The following is a 19,899-nucleotide window of genomic DNA, read 5'->3' as shown; positions in this document are numbered from 1 at the left end:
CACGTCAGAGAATATTTTTCGCACTGCTTCCATATCTACGTTCACTTACCAGCTCCCGGTATAATTTCCAACCGCATCAAACATGTGGTGCACCTTTCTACCGTTATTAAGTTCTGGGCGAACCTGACGAACATTTCCAGCTTGATCCAACAACTCATGCCAACCACGAGTCCGCCCTCTGACAGCGTCGAACTCATGCACGTATCTGCGGCCGATCATTTCGCCTGGCTTATTAGCCGGAATGATGTCCCCATAGTAGCGAACGCGGCCATTTTGTAGCTCTTTAACGCCACCCCTGCCGTACTTTTGTGCATAGCTGAGATGCCTGGAGAGATCAGCTCCCTGCTTGGAGCTCTGTGCAACGGCCTTTGCAAGCCTAGCTCCCTTTGCTCCTGCCGCAACCGCATCACCTATGAGCGGTACCGCGCCCACCATCGACATCGCGGCCAGTCCATAGTTGCCTCGGAACAGATGGATGCCGCCGTTGAGCAGGTCCGCCGCGATCCCTATACCAGGCGCAAAGCCCGCAACATCCAGAGCTGTCTGGAACCCATCGAGCGCTGACGCCCTGGGCGCGGAGGTGCTGAGGTTGTAGGTGTTGAACGACCTGCCGTTGACCGTGTACAGCTCCTGATACAACACCCGGTCTCCGGATGCATTCATATACTCGAACTCAAGACCACCGGCGGTGTAGGTAACGCCGCCGATCAACGACACGAAGTCGCCCGCCAAAAGTTCGCTCTGATACCCGGCAAGCCCCGGACCCTGGCCGTGCACCTGCACAGCACCGAGCGTCTTGGCGCCTCCGCCGTTGTAGGCGCCATCCACGCCCTGCAAGCTGGCCTGCCCCATCATTCCGATCGCCACGTGCGCTGTCGCTGCCACCGCGGCTGCCGTGATGGCCATTTGGGCCAACGTTGGCCCGACGACTGCGGTCACCGTACTTAGGGTCTGGATCGCCGCGGCCATCCAGAACACGTTTCCGCTCGGATCGACGTACTTCAGCGGGTTGTTGACGACGTAGGTGTACGCATTCCAGGTCTGCGTATCGTCCGGCGCCTGGATCACGGGGTCGGCTTGCAGGAACCGTCCCAGCTCCTGATCGTAGATCCGGCCGTTCATATGGATGATGCCGGTGCCGTCGACGTACTCGTGCCCGGTGAAACCTCTGGGCGTATGGGTCGATGCGGTGCCACTGCTTGCGGGATTGGTGGGGTTGCGGCGGTCGCCGAATGCGCTGTAGTCCAGCCGTTCCGCCAACGTGCCGTCCGGATTCGCGATCCGCACGAGGCTGCCGAGGTGATCCTGAAACAGGAACTTGGTGCTGTGGACGATGCCCGATGAGACGACCTGCAACGCGACGCCGCTCGTGTAGCGCTTGAACGTCATCGCCCCGCCCTGGACGATCATCTCGATGCCACCGATGTAGTACGTGATCTTGCCGGCATCCTCGCGCTTGTAGCGCTGGCCATCGGCGCCGTACCAGAAGCGCACGCGTTGGCCGGAGCCCATCAGGATCTCGTGGGCCTTGTCGTCGACCGAGTAGACGATGGTGCGGTCGTTGACGGTACCGGGCGCGTCGCGGAACACCTGATTGCCGCGGGTGTCGTAGGCGTATGTGGTCCTGCCGGCACCGCTGCCGGTCTGACTGACGGCGTGCGGGCTGCCACTGCCGAGCAAGAGCGACTGGATGCCGGTCGTGGCGCCCGTGCCGTTGTTCGTCGCGCCCGACGACATCGTGGCGGCCGCCAAGCCGGCTGTGTCCTGCTTCGTAGTGCCGCCGCTGCGTGACCAGAACGTCGGCCCGACGAAGCCATGCTCGAGTTCCCAATCCTCGTCTTCGCGTTCCCAACTGGGGCGGTCGTCGTCCGAGCTATAGCGTCGCGATCTCAGGTCTGGTGCGTGGCGGACACCGATGTCCCGCCAGGCGGCCGGCACATGCGAGAGGTGGTTGGCGGCATTGCGCCCGCTGCTGAGTGCGCGCTCGATGCGGCTGGGGGACAATGCGGTCGGCACCGCCGCCGCAAGCGACGCGGATGCCGCTGCCACAGGCAGGGACATCGATGCCTGCGCGCCCGGGCTGCCGCAGCCCGCGGCACCGGCATAGCCGTAACCCACGCCATTCTTGCTGCAGATGTTGCCAAGGGCGTCGTAGCCGTTTGCCAGCGTGGGCTGGTTGACGGTCACGCCATCGCGCATCAGCAGCTTGCCCTCGATCAGCCGATTGAGGCTGTCGTAGCTGAAGCTTTCGAGGTAGCGCTGCTCTTTGAGATGCGAACTCAGGTTGCCGGCGGCATCCCAGCCATAGCCTTCGTTGACAAGGTTGCACTGGCTGCCGCCGGCACAGATCGTCGCGAGCCGGCCAGTCAGCGGCCAGTAGGTCCGGGTGATCTCCAGCGCGGCGTTGTCCGCCCGGCCTTCCCGGATCACATTGCCCCAGGCATCGGTCTGCAGGATGCGGCGATGGGTGTCGGTGCCGGTGGCGCAGGGCGTGCCCGGCTGGTCGCCGCCCGTCAGCTCGACGTCGCAGGTCGCCACAAGGTGCCCGCGGGTCCCGTACTGGGATTTCGTCGCTCTGCCGGACACATCCGTTTCGAGACGGACACGTCCCCAGGTATCGTAGAACGTGTTGAATCCGAGCACATGTTCGTCAGCTTCGATGACCCCGCCATACACGCGACCAAGCGCGTCGTAGTACAGGTTCCGGCGCGTGTTCAAGGCGGTATTGGCCTGGCCCGACCACGCCGTGTACTGGCCGGTGACTTCCTCGGAAGTCAACTTCCCCGGCGCGCCGAGGTCGAAGACGAACGTCGATTCCGATTCGGTCATGCCATCGACGCCCTTGGCGCGTGTGCGCCAGATCCGCCCGCGTCCATCGATGTCGTGTTCGATGCGCTGGCCAAGGTTGTCGATCTGCGCGACCAGCTCGCCGAGCGCGTTGTAATGGAACGTGGTGATGCCGGTGTCCGGATCGGACTGCTGCACCTTGCGACCGAGCACGTCGTACTGGAAACTGTTGACGATGTTGCCGCCGCCAACGTTGCGGCTGACGGTCAGCAGGTTGCCGTCGGCCGCATAGGCGTAGTACGTGGACAGGCCAGCGGCATCGGTGGTCGCGACCAGTTCGCCCTTGCCGTTGCGCTGCTGCGTGGTGGTATTGCCGCGGGGATCGGTCGCGCTGGTGGACAGGCCGGCGTAGCCCTGGCTGGCTTGGCTGCCGTCCGGTGCCGTGACGAGCACGGGGCGACCGAGGGCGTCATAGGTGGTGACCGTCCAGAGCCGCGCCGGCGCGGCGCAGACGCCTTCGATCGCCGTAGGCCCATCGGCACCGGCCACGCCTGGCAGGAAGAACGGATGTGAAGCGCGCTTCGGCTTGCCGGCGATGTCGTAGTCGGTACAGGTGGCCGATACATCCTGGCCGGCGATGCCGACGTTGAAGGTCTCGACCGCCTGCATCAGCGGCCGGCCCAGCACGTCGAAGTAGGTCCATTGTCGCGGCGCCCCGGTGCTTGCGACCTGCTGGCGGAACTTGGCGCCGGTCGGACAGGCGACTTGGTTGCACCAGCGATAGGTGGTCAACGATGTGACGCCGCCACTGCTGGCCGGACCTGCGCCTTCGGCGGTCTGCGTCCAGGCGTAGTAATCCCGCCCCAGTCCGCCCTTGATGGAGAAGCTGCGAACGTTGTTGGCATCGATGGCATCGACTGCATCGCCAAATACATTGCGGCCGAGCACGCGGCTGGTCAGCCGCTCCTCGCCGCCACCCACGGTCCAGAACGGCTCGAACGTCGCTACCGGGAAGCGGCCCCAGGCGTCGTACTCGACGCGTGCATAGCGCTTCACCTGCTGGGGTGTGTTGGGATGGAACTGAAAGCCGTTGACATCGCAACCGGTCGCCGGCGCCGCGCAGGTCACGCTCGACAGGCGATTGCCGTAGTGGTCGAGCTGGTGGACCTTGGTGGACGCCAGGTCGGCGGCACCGCCGGGCTGCACGCGCTCTTCGTTCAACTGGCCGGTGACCGCGCCGCTCATCTGGTAGCCGAAGGCGCTGGTGCGGACCACGTCCGGGCGCCCGGGACGACGGTGGGTGACCGTTGTCGATGCCAGGCGACCCAATCGCCAGCGCGACACGTTGTCGGCATAGCTGCTGGCGGTGATGACGGTGCCGGTCGGCGTGGTCTCGCTGCCGGTAAAGGTATCGACAATCGTCTGCGTGACGTTGCCATGGCTGCCATAGGCGAACGCGGTGTTGACCCGGCTGGTCTGCGCGCCGGTGAAGGGATCGCGTAGGGCTTCTTCGGAACCCAAGGTGCGGACGTGCAGAGGTGCCTGTGTGGACAGGCTGTTGGGCGAAGCCTCCCAGGCTTTCTGGCTATCGGAGATCCAGCTACCGCCGAGTGCCGCATGCGCCTGGCCGGGCACGCTGAAGCAGGCACTGGTCATCGGGCCGGCCAGGCAGGCCGGCACCGTGTATGCGCCTGCGACCAGAGACCGCGTCGTCCGCGTCGGCATGCCAATGAACGGGAAATGCTGGGCATAGCGGGTCGTGGTGACGACGTGCCCGCCGGTCTGGTTGGGATCGATGGTCTCGACGGTCTCGAAGCCGAGGAAGCCGCGACCGCCGGACTGCACGCGACCGTTGGCATATCGGTAGTGCACCGCCGCCATCGCTGCGGGATTGCCGGCCTGCGGGGAGCTGCTGGACGCCCGCGCGACCACATAGGTGGGCGCCATCAGATCCATCACCGGCGCACCCCGGCCCCAGTTGACGACGTTGCGCGTTCCACTCGCGCGGCGGTAGACATCCTTGTTGGTCAGCGGCGCATAGGCGATCTCGGTGCGTGCGCCCAAGCCGTTGGTGATGCCGGTGATGACATCGCGCGGCATGAAGCGCGTCGATGCGGTGCTCCGGGAGAGGAACAGGTCGATGTTGTTCTGGTACCTGAGCGCGAGGAAGTCGAGTTGGCCGTCGCCATCGAAGTCCGCGAACATCGGCACCTTGGGCCCCACGTCGCAGCCGGAGCCCTCGCAGATCCTGGCATTGCCGCCGGGCAGCGGCGCGGACGCGCCGTAACCTCCGGCCGGGAGTGAGTGGCGCACGTAGTAGGTCTTGTACGCGCCAAGGTCCACCACGTGCAGCAGGTCGGCGCGGCCATCGCCGTTGACATCGACGAAGCGGCTCTGGTCGCGGAAGTCGATGGCAGGGACACCGACTTGGTCGTATACGAGGCCGCGACCAGTACTGAGCAACACGCTCCAGCCGCTGTTGCTGGTCTCGCGCAAGAAGATATCGGTCAGACCGTCACCGTTTGCATCAGCCAGCGCGATGGTGTGGGGGTCCCCCGTCGTGCCGATGATGGCATGGCTGGCCAGCGTCACCGTGGTGGCGGTCTGACTGCTGACGACCAGCGCATGCAGCCGATCGATCTCGGTTGTGATCAAGCACGGATCAATGTGTTCGTGCTTCGGAGTTCCCTTGAGTTCGTTAACCTCGTAACGATCGATCACTTCACTTTGAGAAATGGACGCCGTCGCCTGCGAGCCAGAACGCGCGCAACTCATGCGGGAAACATGGGTGGTGGTGACCCTGAGCATCAGATCAGATGCCGAGTCACCATTGAAATCCGTCATCTGCACAAAGCCGGATTTCGTCGTCGGCATACCCGAGATCTTCTGCCAGCAATCGCTGATATCGGGATCCGCCCAGTTGCAACGACTTACCGTGGCGTTTAGAGAGGCACTGTCGATCACGACAGCGCGTTCCGCGCCCCAGGCGTAAGCACCTCCGCTCTGGCGCTCCATGTAGCGCGTGCGCAGGCCGCCGCCATTGGGATAGACAATGTCGACGAGACCGTCGCCATTGAAGTCGACCAACTGAACCTGATCCTTGTCGGACTCATACGACGGAATCGTCAGCCCCGCGATCAGGTTCTGCGCGGTATCGAAGTTGCCGTTGCCGGCGCGCCCTTGCGATGGATACAGCCGCCAGGGCTGACCATTGACGCCTTTCAGGAACAGGTCGTCGCGACCGTCACCGTTGTAATCGAACAGGTGCCAGCTGCCTTCACCCGGCGTGAAGTCGCCCAGTTCGGCCGGCGTGCAGATCGATCCGCTCTGGCTGAAGGCCGGCGCGCCGGACTGGTCGATATTGCTGTAGAGCACCGTCAAGTGCTCGGTGGGGCATGCCTCGCCATTGAGCCCGTCCTTGACGACCACCACGTCGAGCCGGCCATCGCCATCGATGTCGCCGAGCTTGTAGCCGGTGAGCTTGGACACGCTGCCGGTCGGCAGGTCGGGCGGGTACTCGAGACTGGCGAACTCGTGGCGCGCACTGCTCCACGAGAATGCTGTGGGCGCGACGCAGACCGCCCCGGTGCTGTCGCGGCATTCCTGGACCCCGATCAGCGTGTCGAGCGCGTTGCCGGACGTGCTGGGCTGGTAGGTCAGCACATAGTGACGCGCCTGATCCGGCGTTGCGCAAGCGATCGTCGCGCAGGAGGTGACGCTATCCAGCCGCCGGCTCTGCGTCAGCACGCCGCCGGAGGCATAGCCCTTGCTCCACTGGACCTCGGGCCGCGCTGAGTAGTTGAAGACGATGCGCGCGTATGGTGCCGACGGACTGCCCGTCTGGCCGGGGAGCAGCAGCTTGCCGGTGTAACGCACCTCACTGAGCAGGTGTTCGCCGGTGCCCGCGCCAGCGGGGCTCTCCAGGTAGAGGTAATCAATGTAGTTGCCGGTCGAATCCTGAAAGCGCGTCTGCGCCCAGGACAGCGCTGCCGCCGGATTGATCGGCGATGTGGTTTCGAAATAACCGTCGGGACGGTTGGCCGATGCGTACTGGTCGCGATCGCCATACCAACTCATGGAGCCGTCTTTGCGTTCGGCCGTGAAGTAGGCCGGGCCATTGGCGCCAGAGGCGTACGCGCAGATGCGCTGGAAGCTGTCGCGTTCGGTGGCCAGGGCAACGCCGCTCTGTCCGCCGGCCGCCGGACAAGTTTCCGGGGACGGCAGCAGGCGCTGTCCATCCAGGCAATATCGGTCGTCGGCGCCGAAGGCGATCGGGCGCGGATTGCCGTCCGGCGTCGCCGCGCCGAGGAAGTCGCCGGCCTCGCGTGTCGCGCGGCAACGACTGATCGACGACATGCCCGAGATCGCCCAGCCCTTGCCCAGCGGCCCGTAGCCGCCCTGGCTGGAATAGGTCAACGACAGCTGCGGCATCACGCCGGCCGTACCGGGCACGCCATAGAGCGGAATCGTGTAGGTGGCCGCGCCGGATTCGTCGACACGGAATTCGGCAGCCGTCGCGGCCACCGAGTCCGAGACCGCATCTACACCAATGACCAGCCGAGGCGGCGAATTTCCGCCCGTGACTTGGGCAACGACCTGCCTGACAACAACGCCCACAGGCATCAGCAGCAATGCGGCAACCAACACCAGCAACCCTGCCGCGGTGCGCGACAGGCGTACATCTTCCCTGACCATTCCAGCCCCCTGGATACCACGATTTCGGAAAACGGCTCCCGACCAAGCCACTACCCCCGCCTGGCAAAACCCCTCGCTAACCGTTTGTTTAGACTCCAATTTTACTTCTTACGCACCGCAATGCGCACTGTCAAGGTAGCGACCGTTTTCGATCTGGAGGTCTCGCCTTTTTCTCGACACGACCTGCACAGTCGACTCGCCATTTTTGACGGAGAGACCAATAAGGGCCGGTTTGCAAGGCGGTTGCCATGTTCACCAGATGTCGCGCACGTCTCTGGCAGACTGGCTCGCCCTGCCGAGTTCCACGCGTTTGCATGTCCCTGCTCTACGAGATCCGCTATCTCTTCACATCCGCAACGGGCGCGCTGACCGAGATCCAGCGTCTGGACTTGCCAGACAGCGCACCAAAGCATCACGTCTATCACTGGCTCTGGATCAGCGACCTGGCGGTCAAGTCCTTGCGCTTCGTCAGCATGCAATCGGTCCCGCAGCAGATGCGCACGTTCCGTGAAGCGCTGCTGCACTTCGACGAGAGCAGCGCGCGCCTGCGTTGGCGCGACGGAGAGACGACCGTGCTGGTCGCCGAGGCGCACCCGGCACTCAACGCGGAGCAGGAGCGATTGGTTCGCAACCATTTGAGCTAGGTGTCGATGGCGCCGACGCTCAGCGCCTCCTAGAACGCCGCCCATCGGCCAGCGTGACCGGGCGTGACCCGATCGATGGCCACGCCTGGCTTCGGCTACACCCAGAGACGCCTCGGCGTCTCGCTCGCACCCTACCCTTGGGTCTGTTGCATCGCCGTGGACGAGGGTTCTGTTTCGCAGGGGCCTTGTGCACGTTGCGTCTTTGGTAGCGATGCTGGGGGCGTGTGCAACACGATCGAGTCGGCTTGACACTGCTCCACCACGGCACGAACGACGACCTGCAGGTTCTTCGCGGTGACCGCGTCGATCGGTGCGCGCCCATCAAGGGCCGGGTGCGGACGCACCAGCGCATCGTAGATGCACCAGCCGTCCACCTCTCGCGTGGTGTGCTTGAGGACGGTCTGCACCAGCCGGCGTTTTAGGGGATCGAGTTGCCAATCCGGCACACGCTGGCCACGGTTGCCCACCTGAAGCGCCAGCAGATGACCCGCCCGGATTTCGTAGCTGATCCAGCGCCGCGATTTTCCCGCGAGCCTGGCGTAGTGGGCCACGGTTAGGTTGTGCGGCGCCTCGAAGGTCTCCAGCAGTTCCAAACGTCGGCGCTGCAATTCCGGGATGATGGGCCACGCGTACTCAGGCAGGTTCACCGCGGACAGGCGATTGCCTGCGGCCGCCCCCATGGGGGCGGCCGGGCTTGGTGGGGCAACGAGCAATCGTGGCGCCTCCGGATTGACCGCAAGCATATCGGTGCGTGCTTGACCTGCCATGGTCGGCAAACCTTGCAAGGTGATGGTCAGATGCGTGCTCGCGGCCTCGACCTGGTTCTGCTCGAACAGATCCAGGCGATCGGCCCAGTCCTGCATCATGACCCGGCGCTGCTCGACGTACTCGGCATGGTTGTAGGTCGCGCTGATCTTGTCTGGATCGGCGTGCGAGAGCTGGGCATCGACCCACTTCTTCGGATAGCCCAGCTCGTTGAGAGCGGTGGAGATCGTGGCTCGGACGCCGTGTCCGGTCAGTCGTCCTTCGTAGCCGAGGAATTTGAGGGCCCGGTTGAGCGTGTTCTCACTGAGGGGGCGCTTGAGGCACGACTGGCCGGGGAAGAGATAGACCTGGGCCGTTGTGACGTCTTCCAGCAGGTGGCGAACCAGTTCCATCGCCTGTACCGACAGCGGCACCACGTAGGGCGGGATGTCGGACAGGCGCTTGCGTCGCTTCTTGCCGGCCAGTTGCCTGCGCTGCTTGAGCCGCACCACTGGAATGATCCACAGCCCTAACTTCAGATCGAACTGATCTGGTGTCGCCAGTCTTAACTCCCCGGTACGCACCCCAGTCAACAGCAGCAGGCGAGCAGCCAATTGAGTCACCTGTCGCCCCTGATACGCACGCAACGTTCTCAAGAACGAAGGCAGTTCTTCCATTCGCAAGAACGGATTGTGCTGAACCGGCGGCAAGGGAACGGCCACGACATGCAGATCCCTCGCCGGATTGTGCTCCATCCCCGGCACGACCACCATGGCGTACTCAAACAACTGCCGAAACCAGGTGCGCACCTTTTCCGCCACCGATAGCGATCCACGCTTCTCGATCCGCCCGACCACCTCCAGCAGGTAGTGCCGCGTGATCTCGTGAATGGTCATCCGACGTAACACCGGAATTACGTCCCTCTTGAACACCCGCCGCATCTGCGCGAGGGTGCTCTGGCGCCCTTCTTCCAAGGCTAGCGCTCGATAGGCAAGCCATCTCTCATAGACGGCCATGAACGTGTATTCCCCCGCCAGCCGGGCAGCCTGCCTCTTCTGCTTGCGAGCGATCCTTGGATTGATGCCCTTGGCTATCAGCGCCCGCGCCTCGTCACGTAAAGCCCGCGCATCACGCAAACTCAACTCGGGGTAAGTTCCTAAGGACATCTTCGACTGTTTGCCCAACCAGTAATAACGAAGGTGCCAAGCCTTGCTGCCCTTGGGCGAGACATGCAGCGCCAAGCCGTCGTAATCACCTAAGGTGTAGACCTTGCCCTTTGCCTTCGCGTTACGGGTCTGTAGGTCGGTAAGTGTCATACGCATCTCCAAATCCCGGATTAAACGGGACAGGAGCCCTGGCTACCATGCGGCCATGCCTTACAGAGCCAGCAATGCGGCAGATCCACCCACCTTCTGATGGACGGAAAAATGTACTTATTCGGAGTGGCTGTAGGTGGACTCCCCTAGCCGTCAACAGACGTTCATAGGCAAGAAAATCCATTAGAGATCAATAACTTGACCCCTCAGCAGACGTCAGTAGAACTCTCTGGACGTCAGTGGAATGAGCGGGTGATGGGAATCGAACCCACGCTATCAGCTTGGGAAGCTGAAGTTCTACCATTGAACTACACCCGCGTTCGCGCCAAGTCTATGCGCGGGTCGTGGCGCTTGGCAACGGCGAGGCGTCCGGCAGTCGAGGCCAGGCGCCTGCGCCGGCGGGTCAGAATCCAGCGCTCAGCGATGCGAACACCATGCTGTGCTTGCCGCCCTTCTGGCCCGCGTTGAGGCTGGCACCGAGGTTGGCGTCGAGGCCGAACAGCTGCGTGCGCGCACCCAGCGTCAACGTGCTGTAGCGACGGTCGTAGTCCAGGCCCGGCACGGCGTAGGGCAAGGTGCCCGGCAGCGACTGCGATTGCGCGAAGGCCTCTTCGGCGGATTTCTCGAGCTCGCGGTCGACGGTCAGTCGCACATAGGGCTGCAGGTGCTCGTGGATGCGGTAGCTGGCCTGCCAGCCGACGCTGGCGATCAGCGAGTCGAAGGACTGGTCGGGATAGGCCAGCGAGGTCGACAGGTCGGGCTCGCTTTCGGCGAAGCCGTCGACATCGATGCGTTGCGCGATCACGCCCAGCACCGGGCCATGCACCAGCGCACCGTCACCGAAGTCCCAGCCTGCGCTCAAGGCCGCGGTCAGGTTGCTACCGTCCGTGGAACCGCGATGGGTCCGCAGCGCGGGCCCCAGCAGCACGTCGCGATCGATATCGAAATCGAGCTGGCTGTAGCTGAGCTGGCCATTGACCCAGGCGCCTCCGGTGCTGCGCCAGCCGAGCACGCCACCTAGCGTGACTTCCGACTGCGTCCACTCGCCGCGCCGCAGGCCCCAGTTGTTGTCCTGGCGGCCATAGCCGGCAAATCCGCCGAAGGTCAGCGCGCCGCGCTGCCAGCCCACGCCTGCCAGCAGCCCGGGGCCGGCGCCGTCGTACTGGTCGCCATGGTCGTAACGCTGGAAATCGCCGCGCGCGTCGAACCACCAGTGGCGGCCGTCCGCATCTGCGCCGCGCCCCACTTGCGCGGCGACGCGCTCGGCGCGGTTGCGACCGGTGCCCGCGGCCGAATGCGGCAGCACCGCGATCTGGCGCGGCGCTTCCAGCACCGAGATCGCCAGGTCGCCGATGATCTTGTGGGCGGCCGACGACGGATGCACGCCATCGGCGAACAGGTACGACTGGTCCGCGCCCGGCACGACATAGCTGCCGGGGTTGCAGGTCAGGGACTGGGCAGTGATCTGCGGCAGGCAGGCAGTGCCGGTGACGTTGCTGAAGCCGAACAGGGACGGATTGGCCACGGCCTCACGCAGGAAGTGGAACGTATCCAGCGGAATCACGCGCAGGCCATTGCCGGCCAGGGCGCCGTACAGCGCATTGTTGTAGGCCAGTGCCAGGCCTGATCCCTGCGCGGCCGCAGCGGAGCCTTGCGCGGAGAACGAGGGCGTGACCCCGATGTCGGGAATCGACGGCACCAGTACATAGCGCGCGCCAGCTGCCTGCAGCGTCCCGACCAGGCCGACCTGCGCAGTTATCGCGGCGCCGATGATCGCCTGCGCCTGGGACGGATTGGCGGCGACCGCGAACAGCTCGTTGCCACCGCCCCAGACCGTGTAGAGCGCGTCCTCGTCGGCCAGCCCGCCAGTCGAACCAAGGTAGCGTTGCGCCTGCGCGGTCAGCGAGGGAATCGGACCAAGCTCTTCAATGCTGACCTGGACGATCCTGGCTCCACCGACGGCGTAGTTGTCGCCGGCCTGGCCATTGCCGTTGGGGCTGGCATTCGTACCGTAATAGTTTGCGAGGTGCTCGGCCCAGACCAGTCCCGGATTGGTCGTGAAGCGGCCGAGGATCGCCGCCTGCGGGCCGGCCTGCTGGACCAGCAGCGGCCGGAAGAAACCGGCGTCGGTCAGGCTGTCGCCGAAGAAGACGGTGCGCGAGAACGGCCCCTCGGCCAGCGCGGGGGTTGCGGCAAGGGCCAGGGCGACGGCCAGCAGGGTCTGACTGGGGCGGAACAATGCCATCTGGGAGAATCTCCTGATTCTTGCGTGGTACGACGCTGGACAGCGCGGGCATGGCCGCAAATCGACATACGCCCCCGCATGGAGCGTCATCGTTCCACAGTCGCGACGCACGCTCACGCCGCAGTGCGGCATGCCGCACCAGCGGACAACCCCATTCCCGAGCGATCCACCGAGCGATCCACCTCGTGCTCGGCCGTCTGCTCGCCCGGGTGCTCGACGAGCGATGGCGTGAGGCGCCGCATCGACGCCTGAAGATGCAAGGCACGCGCGTTCGGGCGACAATTGCGGCATGGACATCATGCTCAATGGCGATGCGTTGACGATCGCGGACGACAGTACCGTCGCGGCCCTGCTGGCCGCCCAGGGCCTGGCCGAGCGCCGGGTCGCGGTCGAAATCAATGCCAGGATCATCCCCCGGAGCCAGCATGCGGGCCACCGTCTGCAGGCCGGCGACCAGGTCGAGATCGTGCACGCCCTCGGCGGCGGCTGAGGCCGGGCCATCGCCAGCGCCACATGCTTCGCGGCACGTCATGCCGCTGCATGGACTCGCAAACGCCCCACCGCAGCTGACCCGACGTCGCACAAACGCTGAACCGCGCGCGCGATTCAGCCATAATCGCGCGATGACCACGCATTCCTTTTCCGATGACAGCTTCGTCATCGCCGGCAAGACCTATTCCTCCCGCCTGCTGACAGGCACCGGCAAGTTCAAGGATCTCGAAGAGACCCGACTGGCCACCGAGGCCGCAGGCGCCGAGATCGTCACCGTCGCGATCCGTCGCACCAACATTGGCCAGAACCCCGGCGAGCCCAACCTGCTCGACGTGCTGCCACCCGACCGCTACACCATCCTGCCCAATACCGCCGGTTGCTACACCGCCGAGGACGCCGTCCGGACCTGCCGCCTGGCGCGAGAATTGCTCGACGGCCACAACCTGACCAAGCTCGAAGTGCTGGGCGATCAGCGCACGCTGTTCCCGGATGTCGTGCAGACCCTGAAGGCCGCCGAGCAACTGGTCGCCGACGGCTTCGACGTCATGGTCTATACCAGCGACGACCCGATCCTGGCCAAGCGCCTGGAAGAGATCGGCTGCGCGGCGGTGATGCCGTTGGCCGCACCGATCGGCTCCGGCCTCGGCATCCAGAACAAGTGGAACCTGATCGAGATCATCGAGAACGCGAAGGTGCCGATCATCGTCGACGCCGGCGTCGGTACCGCTTCGGATGCTGCGATCGCGATGGAGCTGGGCTGCCATGGCGTGCTGATGAATACCGCGATCGCCGGTGCCCGCGATCCGATCCGGATGGCGCGCGCGATGCGCCTGGGCGTGCAGGCCGGCCGCGATGCCTTCCTGGCAGGCCGGATCCCACGCAAGCGCTTCGCCAGCGCCTCGTCCCCGGTCGACGGCCTGATCGGCTAGGACGATCGCGAACATGACCTGCGCCCTCATGCCCATGACTTGCAGCGCCCGCCACGCATGACCGATCCATTCGCCAGCAGCGGCGCCAAGGCACCAGCGAAACCCTTCACCCTGACCGAGGGGCGTCGCGAAGTCCGCAGCTTCGTGTTGCGACAGGGACGCTTCACCGAAGCCCAGCAGCGTGCGTTCGAAGCGCTGTGGCCGCGTTTCGGGCTCGACTTCCGTGCACCGCAGGACGCCGATGCGCCGCGCGACTTCGACGCGGACTTCGGACGCGACGCCCGCCGCGTGCTCGAGATCGGCTTCGGCAACGGCGACGCACTGCGCTTTGCCGCAGGCCAGGACCCCAGCCGCGACTACATCGGCGTCGAAGTCCATGCGCCCGGCGTCGGCCGGTTGCTCAATGCGCTGGCCGCGGATGGCAGCGACCACGTCCGTCTGTATCACCACGACGCGGTCGAAGTGCTGACGCAGGAGATCGCCGACGGCAGCCTCGACGAAGTGCGGATCTACTTCCCCGATCCCTGGCACAAGAAGCGCCACAACAAGCGCAGGCTGGTGCAGCCAGCGTTCGCGGCGTTGCTGGTGCGCAAGCTGCGCGACGACGGCCGCCTGCACCTGGCGACCGACTGGCAGGACTACGCGGAACAGATGTGGGACGTGCTGGATGCGACGCCCGGCATCGCCAACCGCGCAGGCCCGCGCGGCCAGGTGCCGCGTCCGGACTGGCGGCCGCAGACCCATTTCGAGACGCGCGGGCAGAAGCTGGGCCATGGCGTCTGGGACCTGCTGTACGACCGCGTGGCCATGCCGCCTGCAGACCGGGCCGGGACACCATGATGGGCACGGCAGGCCACGCGCGCGCGCGGATCATCGCTCCGATCCCGTCGCACGCTGCCCTGCCCAGCATCGCAGCCGAGACCACCGCCACGCGCATCGACACTGCGCGGGCCGATTGCCGCGCAGCAGGACACGTAGGGCTTGGACGCCGCTGATGGACACCGCACTCGCCCTGACCAACGACATGAAGATCGTCCTCGGCCTGGTCGGTCTGACGATGCTGCTGTTCGTGTTCCAGCGGGTGCGCGCGGATCTTGTCGCGCTGGTGGTGCTGGTGATGCTGGGCCTGACCGGACTGGTCGGCCCGGAGGATCTGTTCAACGGCTTCTCGTCCAATGCGGTGATCAGCGTCATCGCGACGATGATCCTGGGCATGGGCCTGGAGCGGACCGGCGCGCTGAATCGCCTGGCCGGCTGGCTGCTGCGACGCGCCAACGGCATGGAGAACCGCCTGTTGCTGCTGACCTCGGCGATCGCGGGCCTGAACTCCTCGGTGATGCAGAACCCGTCGGTGATGGCGCTGTACCTGCCGGTCGCCTCGCGACTGGCATCGCGTACCGGCATCAGTCTGGCGCGGATGCTGCTGCCGATCGGCATCGCGATCGTCATGGGCGGCACGTTGACGATGGTCGGCAGCTCGCCGCTGATCCTGCTCAACGACCTGCTGACCGCCGCCAACGCCAACCTTCCGTCCGGTGCGGCGACGCTGGAATCGTTGAACATGTTCGCGCCGATGCCGATCGGCCTGGCCCTGCTGGCGGCATCGCTGCTGTACTTCCATTTCCAGGGCGACAAGCAGTTGCGTGGCGGCGGCGATGCCAATGTCACCCCCGCACGCACGCAGAGCTATTTCTCCAACGCCTACGGCATCGACGGGGATGTCTACGAACTGACGGTCACCGCCGACAGCCCGCTGGTGGGCATGTCGCTGGGCGAGGCAGAAGCCAGCCATGACGCGCCACTGATCCTGGCGCTGCAGACAGGCACCGAGGAAGCGCGGCTGGCGCCACCGGCCGACCTGCGGATCTGGGTGGGCAGTGTGCTCGGCGTCATGGGCCCACGCCAGCAGGTCGCGGATTTTGCGCAGAACCAGTTCCTGCGCATGAGCGCGCGCCTGCGCCACTTCGCCGACCTGTTCAATCCCAGCCGCGCCGGCATCTCCGAGGCCGTGATCCCGCCGACGTCGAAGTTCATCGGCAAGACCGCGGCCGAGCTGCAGCTGCGCACCAGCTACCGGATCAGCCTGCTGGCGATCAACCGCGACAAGACCGTGATCCGCGACAACGTGCGTAACACGCCGCTGCGCGCCGGCGACCTGCTGGTGATGCACAGCATCTGGCAGGACCTGGCGACGCATTCGAGCGAGCGCGATTTCGTCGTGGTCACCGACTATCCCAAGGGCGAACAGCGGCCGCACAAGTTCAAGGTCGCGATGGTGATCTTCGCGGTGACGATGCTGATCGCCCTGTCGTCGCGCATCCCGACGTCGATCGCGCTGATGACCGGCGTCGCCGGCATGCTGGTGTTCGGCGTACTGAAGATGGACGAGGCCTACAGCGCGATCAACTGGAAGACCGTGTTCCTGATGGCCTGCCTGATCCCGCTGGGCTGGGCGATGGACAGCAGCGGCGCCGCGGCCTGGGTCGCCGGCCACACCATCGAACGGCTGCCGATCGGCATGCCGGTGTGGCTGCTGGAGATCGCGGTCGCGATCCTGACGGCCGCATTCTCGATGGTCATCAGCCACGTCGGCGCGACCATCGTGATGGTGCCGCTGGCGATCAACCTGGCGCTGGCGACCGGCGGCAACCCGACCGCGTTCGCGCTGATCGTTGCGCTGTCGGCGTCCAACAATTTCGTGACCCAGTCCAATCCGGTGATGTCGATGATCACCGGGCCCGGCGGCTACCGCCCGCGCGAACTGATGAAGATCGGCATTCCGTTGTCGCTGGCCTTCACCTGCATCGTGGTGCTGATGGTCAATCTGCTGTTCTGATCCCACCGCGCCGCTACAGGGACGCTCGGGACCCCTCGGCCCTTGACTCCGGCTTCTCGACCACGCCCATCGACGCCAGACGCTCGTGCGGGTCTGCTCCAGCTGAACTGCTCCGCCGCAACCGCGCCGGCAGCCCCCACGACTGGAATGATCCATGCCGCCGATGTGCGTTCCCATCGCCGGAGACGGCCGCATAGTCATCGTTGACGAGGCCGCGATGCTGCGGCGCTCGCACGGTCCTACGTCCTCGCTGGAGCCTGCCCATGACCCGCCTGCCCTCGCTGTACATCTCACACGGATCGCCGATGACGGCGCTGAACCCCGGCCTGGTCGGTGACCGGCTCGCGGAGATCGCGCGGGCATTGCCGCGTCCGCGTGCGATCGTGGTCGCGTCGGCGCATTGGCTGGGGCGGCAGGCCTTGGTCGGCGGCGCGCAGGTTCCCGACACGATCCACGACTTTGGCGGCTTCCCGCAAGCGCTGTTCGACATCCAGTACCCCGCACCGGGCGACACCACGTTGGCGCAGCGCGTGGCCGCATTGATCGACGCCGCCGGCCTGCCGGTCGCGATCGACCCGCAACGCGGGCTCGACCATGGCGTCTGGGTGCCGCTGCGCATGCTGTATCCAGACGCCGACATCCCGGTGGTGCCGCTGTCGATCCAGCCCCTGCTTGGCCCCGCCCATCAACTCGCGCTGGGACGCGCGCTTGCGCCGCTACGCGATGACGGCGTCCTGATCGTCGGCTCCGGCAGCATCACCCACAACCTGCACGACTGGCATGGCGGCTATGGCGAAGGCCGCAACGCACCGTATGTCCTGCCGTTCATCGAATGGGTCGAGCGCAGGCTGGGCGAGAACGACGTCCCGGCACTGCTCGATTACCGCCGGCAGGCCCCCTTCGCCGAACAAGCGCATCCGACCGACGAGCACCTGCTGCCGTTGTATGTCGCGATGGGCGCCGCCGGTGGCGAGGCACTCGGCGCACAGCGCATCGACGCCGGCATCGATGCCGGCTTCCTCGCCATGGACATCTATCGCTTCGACGGCACCGCGGCGATGTCGCAGGCTGCCTGACCCCGCCGATGGCGCGGACTGGGTGCGCAGGTAATGTCTGCGGGCTCCGCCTGCGGTGCGGTGCACCACCGTTCAGTGCTGCGTTCAGGCCAGGCGCACGTCGCCGTCGTCGATCCTGACCGCCACTTCGCGCAGCGACTCGCCCCGGCATGGCCCTTCGACGCAGACGCCGTGTTCGAGTTCGAAGCTGGCGCCATGGGCGGCGCAGACCAGATGCCCAGCCTTCGACACCAGGAATTTCCCCGGCGACCAGTCCAGGCGCCGCCCGGCATGCGGGCAGATATTGAGCCAGGCCTGCACCTGGCCGCCACGGCGATGCAGGATCAGCGATTCGGCATCGCCGTCGAGGACGCACTCCACTTCGACCAGGCCGCCATCGGGCAAGGCATCGAACCCGATCAGAGGGGTCTGTGGCCCGTTCGCGGTTAACGAAGTTGTTACATCTTCCGACATCACTCACCCGATACTGGCTTTTCCGGCCTCGGGCCACATTGTCTCACGCGATACCATGGCTTCACGTTTCGAACATTCATTCCAGCACCGCTTCAGGACGTTCCGACTGGACGCCCTGCTGACGCCACGCAAGCCCCGCAATCCGCTGCTGCGGATCGGTTTCGGCCTGCTCGGTGTCGCGTTGCTGGCCGTCCTGCTGGTCGTTGGCCTGTTCGTCGGCGCCGCGATGCTGCTGTTCGGGTTGATCCGCACCTTGATGAACAAGCCGGCCGTCCGCCCCGCCGCGGTCGACGCCAGCGTCGTCGAAGGCGAATACCGCGTCGAGCCTGCCAAGTCGACGCGCGCGCCACGCCAGCCCACCAGCCAGCCCTTGCTGCGCTGACCATGGGTGACGTGATTTCGGCACCGGTCCAGCCACGGATCCCGGTGCGCGGCGGCGGCACGTTCCCGCTGCGCCGCATCTACTGCGTTGGACGCAACTTCGCCGACCATGCCAAGGAGATGGGAGCCACGGCCCCCGCCTCCCGCGCTGAACGCGGCATTCCGACGATTTTCCTGAAGCCCGCCGACTCGATCGTCATCGACGGTGCGGCGGCCTATCCGCCCGGCACCTCAGACCTCCACCACGAGATCGAACTGGTGGTGGCGCTGGGCGTGGACGCGCCCGCGGGAGAACTCGACCCTTCCGCTGCCGCGTCACTGGTGTTCGGCTATGGGCTCGGCCTCGACCTGACGCGCCGCGACCTGCAGGCCGCCGCGAAGGCCAAGGGGCTGCCCTGGGATACGGGCAAATCCTTCGACCAGGCCACACCGCTCAGTGAACTGCTTCCGGCCGCCGACGTCGGCGCGCTGGGATCGCGCGAGCTGTCGCTCGAGGTCAGCGGCAAGGTGCGCCAACGCTCCACGCTGGACCAGATGATCTGGGACGTGCCCGAGATCCTGCACGAGCTGTCGCGGCTGTATCGATTGCGCGCAGGCGACATCGTGATGATGGGCACGCCCGCGGGCGTGGCCGCGCTGCAACCTGGTGATGACTGCGTGGGTCGGCTCGACGATCTGCTCGAACTGCGCTGTCGCATCCTGCCGCCGACGGTATAGGCTATGCGGCATGCCGGTGCATCCACACCGGCCGTGTTGCTTCCCGGGCATCCGCAATTGAGCAGATGCCCTTGAGCAGCCAACTCTGACCCCCTTCCAACACAGCAGGAGAAGCCGATGGGCATGATCAGTGAATTCAAGGAATTCGCAATGCGCGGCAATGTCGTCGACCTTGCGGTCGGTGTCGTGATCGGTGCGGCATTCGGCAAGATCGTCACCTCCCTGGTGGAGAACATCATCATGCCGCTGGTAGGCCTGTTGACCGGTGGCGTCGATTTCTCGGCCTGGGCGCTGACCCTGCGCGCCGCCAGCGTCGATGCGGCAGGCGTGGAAACGCCGGCCCTGGTGCTGGGCTTCGGCAACTTCATCAATACGGTCGTGCAGTTCATCATCGTCGCGTTCGCGATCTTCATGGTGATCAAGGCGCTGAACCGCCTGAGCCGCAAGAAGGTCGAGGAAGCCGCACCGGCGGCAACGCCCGAAGACGTGCTGCTGCTGCGCGAAATCCGCGATTCGCTGAAGAAGTAAGCCAACGCGTTGGCAGCCTGCGCGAAGCAGGCCTGCGCCAGCAACAAAAGCCGCGG

13 protein-coding genes and 1 tRNA gene are annotated in these 19,899 nt (G+C 65.4%); 9 read left to right on the top strand and 5 right to left on the bottom strand.

The window, feature by feature from the left end; translation table 11 throughout:
- Positions 1 to 45: 45 nt before the first annotated feature.
- Positions 46 to 7,533 carry a toxin TcdB middle/N-terminal domain-containing protein gene (locus tag ACYX7E_RS07530; protein ID WP_462079954.1) on the bottom strand — a complete coding sequence of 2,496 codons (7,488 nt, stop codon included), beginning with the start codon at positions 7,531 to 7,533 and terminating at the stop codon, positions 46 to 48.
- Between the two features lie 263 nt (positions 7,534 to 7,796).
- On the opposite strand from ACYX7E_RS07530, the gene ACYX7E_RS07525 reads away from it, so the two are divergent.
- Positions 7,797 to 8,126: a hypothetical protein gene (locus ACYX7E_RS07525; protein WP_462079953.1), complete on the top strand. Its 330-nt coding sequence runs from the start codon at positions 7,797 to 7,799 to the stop codon at positions 8,124 to 8,126.
- Positions 8,127 to 8,257: 131 nt separating this feature from the next.
- On the opposite strand, the gene ACYX7E_RS07520 is transcribed toward ACYX7E_RS07525, so the two are convergent.
- From ACYX7E_RS07520 to ACYX7E_RS07510, 3 genes are all read right to left on the bottom strand, one after another.
- Positions 8,258 to 10,186, bottom strand: coding sequence for a tyrosine-type recombinase/integrase (locus tag ACYX7E_RS07520; RefSeq protein WP_462079952.1), 1,929 nt, complete (start codon positions 10,184 to 10,186; stop codon positions 8,258 to 8,260).
- A gap of 247 nt (positions 10,187 to 10,433) precedes the next feature.
- Positions 10,434 to 10,504: transfer RNA gene (locus ACYX7E_RS07515), tRNA-Gly, on the bottom strand.
- 85 nt (positions 10,505 to 10,589) lie between these two features.
- Positions 10,590 to 12,401: an autotransporter domain-containing protein gene (locus ACYX7E_RS07510; protein ID WP_462080246.1), complete on the bottom strand. Its 1,812-nt coding sequence runs from the start codon at positions 12,399 to 12,401 to the stop codon at positions 10,590 to 10,592.
- Between the two features lie 319 nt (positions 12,402 to 12,720).
- Between ACYX7E_RS07510 and thiS the strand changes: the two genes are divergently transcribed.
- From thiS to ACYX7E_RS07485, 5 genes are all read left to right on the top strand, one after another.
- Positions 12,721 to 12,921 carry a sulfur carrier protein ThiS gene (gene thiS, locus ACYX7E_RS07505; protein ID WP_462079951.1) on the top strand — a complete coding sequence of 67 codons (201 nt, stop codon included), beginning with the start codon at positions 12,721 to 12,723 and terminating at the stop codon, positions 12,919 to 12,921.
- Positions 12,922 to 13,054: 133 nt separating this feature from the next.
- Positions 13,055 to 13,852, top strand: a complete 798-nt coding sequence (locus ACYX7E_RS07500) for a thiazole synthase (RefSeq protein ID WP_462079950.1) — start codon at positions 13,055 to 13,057, stop codon at positions 13,850 to 13,852.
- Positions 13,853 to 13,909: 57 nt separating this feature from the next.
- Positions 13,910 to 14,692 (top strand): tRNA (guanosine(46)-N7)-methyltransferase TrmB, encoded by a 783-nt coding sequence (gene trmB, locus ACYX7E_RS07495; protein WP_462079949.1) that lies wholly within the window; start codon positions 13,910 to 13,912, stop codon positions 14,690 to 14,692.
- A 154-nt stretch (positions 14,693 to 14,846) separates the two neighbouring features.
- The gene (locus tag ACYX7E_RS07490; RefSeq protein ID WP_462079948.1) at positions 14,847 to 16,688 is read left to right on the top strand and encodes an SLC13 family permease; all 1,842 of its coding nucleotides are present in this window, start codon (positions 14,847 to 14,849) and stop codon (positions 16,686 to 16,688) included.
- A 263-nt stretch (positions 16,689 to 16,951) separates the two neighbouring features.
- Positions 16,952 to 17,764 carry a dioxygenase family protein gene (locus tag ACYX7E_RS07485; protein WP_462079947.1) on the top strand — a complete coding sequence of 271 codons (813 nt, stop codon included), beginning with the start codon at positions 16,952 to 16,954 and terminating at the stop codon, positions 17,762 to 17,764.
- An 84-nt stretch (positions 17,765 to 17,848) separates the two neighbouring features.
- Here ACYX7E_RS07485 and ACYX7E_RS07480 read toward each other — a convergent pair whose 3' ends face one another.
- Complete coding sequence (locus ACYX7E_RS07480; protein ID WP_462079946.1) at positions 17,849 to 18,217, bottom strand: Rieske (2Fe-2S) protein; 369 nt, start codon at positions 18,215 to 18,217, stop codon at positions 17,849 to 17,851.
- A 55-nt stretch (positions 18,218 to 18,272) separates the two neighbouring features.
- Between ACYX7E_RS07480 and ACYX7E_RS07475 the strand changes: the two genes are divergently transcribed.
- From ACYX7E_RS07475 to mscL, 3 genes are all read left to right on the top strand, one after another.
- Complete coding sequence (locus ACYX7E_RS07475; RefSeq protein WP_462079945.1) at positions 18,273 to 18,599, top strand: hypothetical protein; 327 nt, start codon at positions 18,273 to 18,275, stop codon at positions 18,597 to 18,599.
- Positions 18,600 to 18,601: 2 nt separating this feature from the next.
- Positions 18,602 to 19,315, top strand: coding sequence for a fumarylacetoacetate hydrolase family protein (locus tag ACYX7E_RS07470; protein ID WP_462079944.1), 714 nt, complete (start codon positions 18,602 to 18,604; stop codon positions 19,313 to 19,315).
- 117 nt (positions 19,316 to 19,432) lie between these two features.
- Positions 19,433 to 19,843: a large-conductance mechanosensitive channel protein MscL gene (gene mscL, locus ACYX7E_RS07465; protein WP_462079943.1), complete on the top strand. Its 411-nt coding sequence runs from the start codon at positions 19,433 to 19,435 to the stop codon at positions 19,841 to 19,843.
- Positions 19,844 to 19,899: the final 56 nt, after the last annotated feature.

It is taken from the genome of Luteimonas sp. RIT-PG2_3 (assembly GCF_054902115.1).
This window is presented reverse-complemented; position numbering and strand designations above follow the sequence as displayed.

Excerpts from the sequence above, each read along its gene's own strand:
- ACYX7E_RS07525 (WP_462079953.1), top strand. The coding sequence starts at position 7,797 with ATGTCCCTGCTCTACGAGATCCGCTATCTCTTCACATCCGCAACGGGC.
- ACYX7E_RS07520 (WP_462079952.1), bottom strand. The coding sequence starts at position 10,186 with ATGACACTTACCGACCTACAGACCCGTAACGCGAAGGCAAAGGGCAAG.
- thiS (WP_462079951.1), top strand. The coding sequence starts at position 12,721 with ATGGACATCATGCTCAATGGCGATGCGTTGACGATCGCGGACGACAGT.
- ACYX7E_RS07500 (WP_462079950.1), top strand. The coding sequence starts at position 13,055 with ATGACCACGCATTCCTTTTCCGATGACAGCTTCGTCATCGCCGGCAAG.
- trmB (WP_462079949.1), top strand. The coding sequence starts at position 13,910 with ATGACCGATCCATTCGCCAGCAGCGGCGCCAAGGCACCAGCGAAACCC.
- ACYX7E_RS07490 (WP_462079948.1), top strand. The coding sequence starts at position 14,847 with ATGGACACCGCACTCGCCCTGACCAACGACATGAAGATCGTCCTCGGC.
- ACYX7E_RS07485 (WP_462079947.1), top strand. The coding sequence starts at position 16,952 with ATGACCCGCCTGCCCTCGCTGTACATCTCACACGGATCGCCGATGACG.
- ACYX7E_RS07480 (WP_462079946.1), bottom strand. The coding sequence starts at position 18,217 with ATGTCGGAAGATGTAACAACTTCGTTAACCGCGAACGGGCCACAGACC.
- ACYX7E_RS07475 (WP_462079945.1), top strand. The coding sequence starts at position 18,273 with ATGGCTTCACGTTTCGAACATTCATTCCAGCACCGCTTCAGGACGTTC.
- ACYX7E_RS07470 (WP_462079944.1), top strand. The coding sequence starts at position 18,602 with ATGGGTGACGTGATTTCGGCACCGGTCCAGCCACGGATCCCGGTGCGC.
- mscL (WP_462079943.1), top strand. The coding sequence starts at position 19,433 with ATGGGCATGATCAGTGAATTCAAGGAATTCGCAATGCGCGGCAATGTC.